This is a genomic window from Carboxylicivirga sp. M1479 (assembly GCF_007097485.1).
In the GTDB taxonomy this organism is placed as follows: Bacteria; Bacteroidota; Bacteroidia; order Bacteroidales; family Marinilabiliaceae; genus Carboxylicivirga.
On the sequence record NZ_VKDE01000037.1, the window covers coordinates 36,463 to 42,731 of the forward strand.

Annotated in this window: 6 protein-coding genes and 1 rRNA gene; 4 read left to right on the plus strand and 3 right to left on the minus strand. The window is 35.9% G+C overall.

All coding sequences use genetic code 11. From position 1 onward, the window contains the following. Positions 1 to 18 precede the first annotated feature (18 nt). Genes lepB through FNN09_RS18520 form a run of 3 tightly spaced genes read left to right on the plus strand, consistent with a single transcriptional unit; the run spans position 19 to position 2,134 of the window. Complete coding sequence (gene lepB, locus FNN09_RS18510) at positions 19 to 1,200, plus strand: signal peptidase I (protein WP_143303974.1); 1,182 nt, start codon at positions 19 to 21, stop codon at positions 1,198 to 1,200. Between the two features lie 45 nt (positions 1,201 to 1,245). Continuing rightward, positions 1,246 to 1,503, plus strand: coding sequence for a lipopolysaccharide assembly protein LapA domain-containing protein (locus tag FNN09_RS18515; protein ID WP_143303975.1), 258 nt, complete (start codon positions 1,246 to 1,248; stop codon positions 1,501 to 1,503). Beyond that, the gene (locus FNN09_RS18520) at positions 1,490 to 2,134 is read left to right on the plus strand and encodes a WbqC family protein (RefSeq protein ID WP_143303976.1); all 645 of its coding nucleotides are present in this window, start codon (positions 1,490 to 1,492) and stop codon (positions 2,132 to 2,134) included. Before FNN09_RS18515 ends, FNN09_RS18520 begins: the two co-directional genes overlap by 14 nt. Here the strand turns inward: FNN09_RS18520 and FNN09_RS18525 are convergent. Next, positions 2,117 to 2,545: an NUDIX hydrolase gene (locus tag FNN09_RS18525; RefSeq protein ID WP_143303977.1), complete on the minus strand. Its 429-nt coding sequence runs from the start codon at positions 2,543 to 2,545 to the stop codon at positions 2,117 to 2,119. The genes FNN09_RS18520 and FNN09_RS18525 overlap by 18 nt on opposite strands. Then, on the minus strand, positions 2,545 to 3,321 hold the full coding sequence (locus tag FNN09_RS18530) for a C40 family peptidase (protein ID WP_143303978.1): 777 nt from the start codon (positions 3,319 to 3,321) through the stop codon (positions 2,545 to 2,547). Before FNN09_RS18530 ends, FNN09_RS18525 begins: the two co-directional genes overlap by 1 nt. A 121-nt stretch (positions 3,322 to 3,442) precedes the next feature. On the opposite strand from FNN09_RS18530, the gene FNN09_RS18535 reads away from it, so the two are divergent. Continuing rightward, the gene (locus tag FNN09_RS18535; protein WP_143303979.1) at positions 3,443 to 5,578 is read left to right on the plus strand and encodes an HD family phosphohydrolase; all 2,136 of its coding nucleotides are present in this window, start codon (positions 3,443 to 3,445) and stop codon (positions 5,576 to 5,578) included. Positions 5,579 to 6,150: 572 nt separating this feature from the next. Here the strand turns inward: FNN09_RS18535 and rrf are convergent. Next, positions 6,151 to 6,261: ribosomal RNA gene (rrf, locus tag FNN09_RS18540) — 5S ribosomal RNA — on the minus strand. Positions 6,262 to 6,269 lie beyond the last annotated feature (8 nt).

The following is a 6,269-nucleotide window of genomic DNA, read 5'->3' on the forward strand; positions in this document are numbered from 1 at the left end:
TCATGAGCTTCCTTTTTTATGAACACCCTCAAGTCAGTCATACAATTCATTATAGTTATAGGCCTGGTATTGCTTAGCATCTGGAGCCAAAGTTGGGTACTTACTATTTTCCTATTTATAGTATGTATTATTGTGTGGCACCAATCAATTCCTTTAGTTCAGGCTAAACTTAAAGCATTGTTAAACCCTCTTCAACTAAAAATTGCAGAGTGGTTGCTCGCCATTTGCTTTTCGCTATTTTTCATTTGGTTTAGTAACCAATACCTGGTTAGCTTCTACTCCTTGCAATCGAGTAGTATGAATCCATCCTACCACAAAAAGGAACTAATTATTATTAACAAGATAGCCTACGGCCCAGCTCTTAATCGTAACAATAGCCAACTGTACCGACGATTAAAAGGTTATAATAAACCTATGCATGGCGAAGTAATTGCTTTGCATTTCCCTGAGGCTGACACTTGCTTTCAAGATTATTTAGATCAGGATTATCATTTTATAAAACGGCAGTACGCCACTACCAACAACTACACACCTATACTTGATAATAAAGTAATTTTTAAACAGGTACAAGAGCGACCTGTTTATATTAAAAGGCTTGTTGCTTTGCCTGGCGACACTTTACGAATTATTGATGGCGATTATTACATCAACAACAATAACTTAGGTATTAACCAATTGTCCATATCTAAATACGAACTCTCCAATTCTGCACCAACGCATTTAAAAGATCGCCTGCTAAAACATGCCTTATCAAGTTATCAGGAGAACGATCTTCAAATAATAGAAATACAAAACAAAATAGTGTTTAGCAATTCTGTTTGGGCTTCTTATCTAACAAGGAAAGAAGAAGTGATGAACATGCCGAACACCTATGTTTTTCCGTTTAAAACCAATTATTTTTGGAATGCTTCTTACCTGGGACCTATAATTTTGCCAACAAAAGGCAAAACAGTGCGCCTTACGCTAACAAACATCCCGCTTTATAAACGAATAATTGAATCATACGAAGGAAATAGCTTAAAGATAGTTGGCGATCAAATATTTATAAATGGTCGAAAAACAATTGAATACACATTTTTAATGAATTATTACTGGGTAGCTGGAGACAATAAAAAACACTCCTTTGACAGCAGGTATTGGGGATTCGTGCCCGAAAACCATATTATTGGACGAGTTGAAAAACTAAAAGCTGGTATTTGATAATTTCCCTATCTTGCATTGTATTTAACTTTTAACCATTCTACAATGAAAAAATCATTCTGGGTATTCCTACTTTTATCTACAGCCTTGGTTATTTTCTCTGTTCAAAATGCCAAGCCAGTGCGTGTCAATTTCTTTCTAAAAGAAATGCATATTTCACTCGCCATACTTCTAATTATTGTTTTTATATCGGGTGTTATTGCTAGTGCTTCTTACTTTTTCATTAAATCAAGAAAGAAAGATAAAAACATAGATGACAGCCCAGCAGATACTGAAATAGAAGAAACCAATGCAGACGAATAAATTAATTCCTTTAACGTATTTAGGTTCAATACAACTTTTCTCCCATGTTGTTAATGCCAACGAAATAGTACTTGAACAACATGCCAATTATCAACGTAAAACATATACCAACAGATGTTCTATAACTGGCGCTAATGGTTCACTTAGTTTGGCGGTGCCAGTTGTTAAAAGTAAAAGTGATAAAACCTCCATTAAGGACACATTAATCAGTTATGATACCGATTGGCAAAAGCAACATTGGCGTTCAATTGTATCGGCCTATAACAGTTCGCCTTTTTTTGAGTATTATGCCGATGATTTTCAACCATTCTACGAAAAACACACGAAGTACCTGGTAGATTTTAACATGGCTTTATTCAATGTGATACTGGATGAATTGGAGATAGAACCAAAAATTACTTTATCGGAGCATTATATACGCCCCAATGAGTTCCAACATGATGATGTAAGGCCATTTATTCATCCGAAAGCCAAACCTGAGGACGATCCATGTTATCAGAGCATCGAGTATCGTCAGGTTTTCTCTGAGAAATACTCTTTTATTCCCAACTTAAGTGTGATTGACCTACTATTTAATAAAGGACCAGAGACCTACGACATCCTAAAGGATTCGCTACTTACGAAGATTTAATAAGGCTTCTTCAATTATAGTTTGATGATCAAAAGCTAAGTTAGGTAAATCGCCTACTTCAAACCACTGGGCATCAATAGCATCATCCATGCCCTGAGCTTTTATAGGCTCATTAACGGAGGCTGTATAAACTATTGAAATCGTACGATGACGCGGGTCACGATCAACAGATCCGTAGGTTTTAAATTGAGTAATAGACACATCAACGATCCCCGTTTCTTCTTTCAATTCTCGTAAAGCAGCTGTGTGCAAATCCTCATCCATATCAACAAAACCACCAGGCAAAGCCCACAGACCTTTATACGGTTCATTTCCTCGTTGAATCAACAATATTTTCGGATTTGTTTGTCGCGTAACAATTAACACATCCGTTGTTACGCAAGGACGCGGGTATTCGTAGGTATAGCTCATTACAAAATACGTTTAATCACTCTCAATTTATGGCTATAGCTTTTTGTTTCTTCATCAAAAATACCCTGATGATCTAATTTATCAACGCGCACACGGCCTGAAGCATGAATAATATCTCCTCTGCCTAAACAAAGGCCAACATGGGTAATAACACCTTCTTCGTTATCAAAAAATGCTAAATCGCCTAGGCATGTTTCTTCCACAAAATTGATGATGTCGCCTAGAACCATCTGCTGAGAAGCATCACGCGGCAAATTAAAACCTGCCATTTTATAAACCACTTGTGTAAAACCAGAACAGTCTATGCCATAAAAGCTTCTCCCGCCCCAGAGGTAAGGCGTATTAAGGTATGATGAAGCACTATCGGCAATTGACCCAGCGGGCTTATCAACATTATGGTTTCCTGATAGGTAAAACTCTTTTTTACCAATACTAAAACTATTACGATCGGGGCCATTAAAATAAATTGAACTCCCACCTGATAAGAGATGCATTGTTTTATCAGGCTCCGAAACAACTTTAATAAAAGGTGCTGGCACCAGCCATTTATCAGCCTGCATCCAATTTTCTACTTCCTTCTCTTGAATAGAATCAATCAATTTAGAATTTATCCACCCCTCGTAAGCATCATGATGCAAGCGCACTTTAGTCCAATCGCCCTCAGTCTCCAACATATCCAAGGTTTCGCCAAATAATACCTGACTTACCATCTCAGCTCTTTCACTAGCCTCACTTCGCAATGGAATAAAACCATATGTACAAATCGATTTCTTCATCTACTTAAAATAAAAGCAAATTAATAATACTGCCTATAAGCGGGAACAAAATTGCTCTAAAAAAAGTTACCTTTAACTATCTTTGGTCATATTTATACTGCCATTAATAAAAAATACAATTATGCTTGAACGAATTTCACAGCTCAAAACTAAGTTATATAAACCAATAGCCCGCATTACCCTTTTTTTAATCAGCATAGCACTTGTAACATACTTACTGCCTAAAACAGGTAAATTTGCTTATGAGTATCAAAATGGCACTCCCTGGAAACATCAAACATTAATTGCCCCGTTTGACTTTCCGATATACAAAACACAAGCTGAAGTAACGAGTGAAACAAACTCAGCAGTTCAAAACCATCGTCCGTATTTTAAAAAAGATACAACTGTAAGTGTAAACATCAGTCAGCGCTTTAATCAAGATTTTAAGCAATACATTAACAGCAATGGCAGCAAATATTCAACCATTAGCAATTCAAGCTATAAAGACACCAGCGCTTTTGCCTATATACAGCAGTTAATTGACCATAACCTACAGCAATTGTATGCCAAGGGTATTATAATGCTACCGGAGAATTACATTGATGCAGCGCCTGAATTTGAATTGATGCTGATTAAAGGATCGTTTGTTGAGCCTTATGAACTTTATGAATTAGAACAACAAACCAGTGCCTACCAAAAGCTTGGCGAGTTAACGAATTTAAGTTTATCAACTCTGAATGATAGCGCGCAAACAGAGGCTAAGCTACTAATTAATGATCTACAATTGAATAAATACATTGAAGCCAACATTATCATTAACAATGAGCGGAATACACTCGAATTAAGTCGATTAAAAGACAACATCTCACTTACCTCAGGTAGAGTTTTAGCACGACAGCGTATTATTGATCAAGGAGAAATTGTAACCAACGAAACTGAAAAGATAATTGATTCACTAAAAAGAAAGTATGAGGCCAACATCGTTTCTGATACTGATTATTATTTCATTCTGGCGGGCCAATTTCTATTGGTAGCACTCATGTTTACGTCCATCTTTTTATTTCTTCTTTACTTCAGAAAAGATGTTTACCATTCGATTAGCTCCATCGGCTTTATTTTACTCATCACTGTTTTAATGGTCGTTTTCGCGAGTTTAAAACAGTTCTTTAATCATTTTCCTTTTTACATCATTCCGTTTGCCATATTACCGATTATCATACGTACTTTCCTCGATAGTCGTTTGGCTTTCTTTATGCACGTTATAACGATATTAATTTGTGCCTTTTTTGCGCAAAACAGCTTTGAATTTGTATTTATGCAGATTCCTGTAGGACTAGTGGCCATGTTTAGTCTGTTTCGCATGACTCGACGCAGCCATATTGTGAGAGCTGCCATGTTTATTATACTAACTTACGCACTCATTTATACAGCACTTACCCTATGGAAAGAGGGAGACTTAAATAATATTGATCCCTTATTATATGTTTATTTCGTAGCCAACGGTGTTATGCTTCTAATGGTCTATCCATTGATATATATATTTGAACGATTATTCGGATTCCTTTCTGACGTTACATTAATCGAACTATCGGACACCAACCATCCAATATTAAGGGATATGGCAGAAGCTACACCAGGAACTTTTCAACATAGCATTCAAGTTGGAAATTTGGCACAAGAAGTAGCTTATAAACTCAATGCTAACCCTGCATTGGTAAGAGCAGGAGCCATGTATCATGACATTGGTAAGATGGCCTCTCCAATGTTCTTCACAGAGAATCAGGCAGGTGGTTTGAATCCTCATTCAAAACTAGACTTTGAAGAAAGTGCTCAGATTGTTATTAATCACATTGAGAACGGTGTTAAATTGGCCCTAAAACACAAATTACCAAGGCAAATTATTGACTTTATTACCACGCATCAGGGAACGACTAAAACCCGTTATTTTTACAATTCGTTTATTAATAAATATCCTGAGCAAACACCAGACATCAGCTCATTTACTTATCCAGGGCCAACGCCATTCACTAAAGAAACAGCCATATTAATGATGGCAGACTCTATAGAAGCGGCATCTAGAAGTTTAAAGACCTATACGGATGATGAGATTGATAAGCTGGTTGAGAAAATAATTGCCATTCAAATTGAAGAAGAGCAGTTCATCAATGCGCCGATAACATTTAGAGAAATTTCTGAAGCGAAAGAGGTTTTTAAAAACAAACTAAAGAATATCTATCACGCACGTATTGAATACCCTGATATTAAGAAAAAATAAGCTACATATTAAATAGCAGGAGTGCCACTAGAACTATAATTACAGATCTCTATTGAATCTCATAACATTTTAAGAAACCTACTTACTTTTTGAGTAGGTTTTTTTATACAATTAAAGTTCCATGATAGAAATATAGTTAATAGAAGATAAGCTAATATAATTCTCCATTACTATGACATTTAAAATTACTGCATAATTACTTATTGTAGCCCCAAACTTCATATGGCGTATATTTAGATTAAATAAGAGACTTTTTAGAATCTCTTTAGAAAATAATATCCATAGGAAATAATCCAAGTGACATCATCATTGCCTATTAAGTTCGAATAGCATTCCTTAAAAGGTATTAGACAATAAGTACTTATTTGGTTCACACAATAGTTGTATAATACACTTTAACGCACTGAATCCATTCCCAAATATTAGTCAGAAGCAGCATCCGTTTTGCAACAAATATTAGCATTTAAAAAGAGTCCAGGCTGTGAAATTTCTGTTATATCGTAATTTACTTATTCAAATACGTATAAACGCAAAAAATCCGATACTCTTTCGAATATCGGATTTCTCTAAAAAAAAGGCGGCGACCTACTCTCCCACTTCTACGCAGTACCATCGGCGCTATCAGGCTTAACTTCTCTGTTCGGAATGGGAAGAGGTGGAACCCTGATGCAATAACCACCTAAATATTGTT

Bases quoted from the DNA above. Each gene is read 5' to 3' on its own strand.
- lepB (WP_143303974.1), top strand. From the start codon at position 19: ATGAACACCCTCAAGTCAGTCATACAATTCATTATAGTTATAGGCCTG.
- FNN09_RS18515 (WP_143303975.1), top strand. From the start codon at position 1,246: ATGAAAAAATCATTCTGGGTATTCCTACTTTTATCTACAGCCTTGGTT.
- FNN09_RS18520 (WP_143303976.1), top strand. From the start codon at position 1,490: ATGCAGACGAATAAATTAATTCCTTTAACGTATTTAGGTTCAATACAA.
- FNN09_RS18525 (WP_143303977.1), bottom strand. From the start codon at position 2,545: ATGAGCTATACCTACGAATACCCGCGTCCTTGCGTAACAACGGATGTG.
- FNN09_RS18530 (WP_143303978.1), bottom strand. From the start codon at position 3,321: ATGAAGAAATCGATTTGTACATATGGTTTTATTCCATTGCGAAGTGAG.
- FNN09_RS18535 (WP_143303979.1), top strand. From the start codon at position 3,443: ATGCTTGAACGAATTTCACAGCTCAAAACTAAGTTATATAAACCAATA.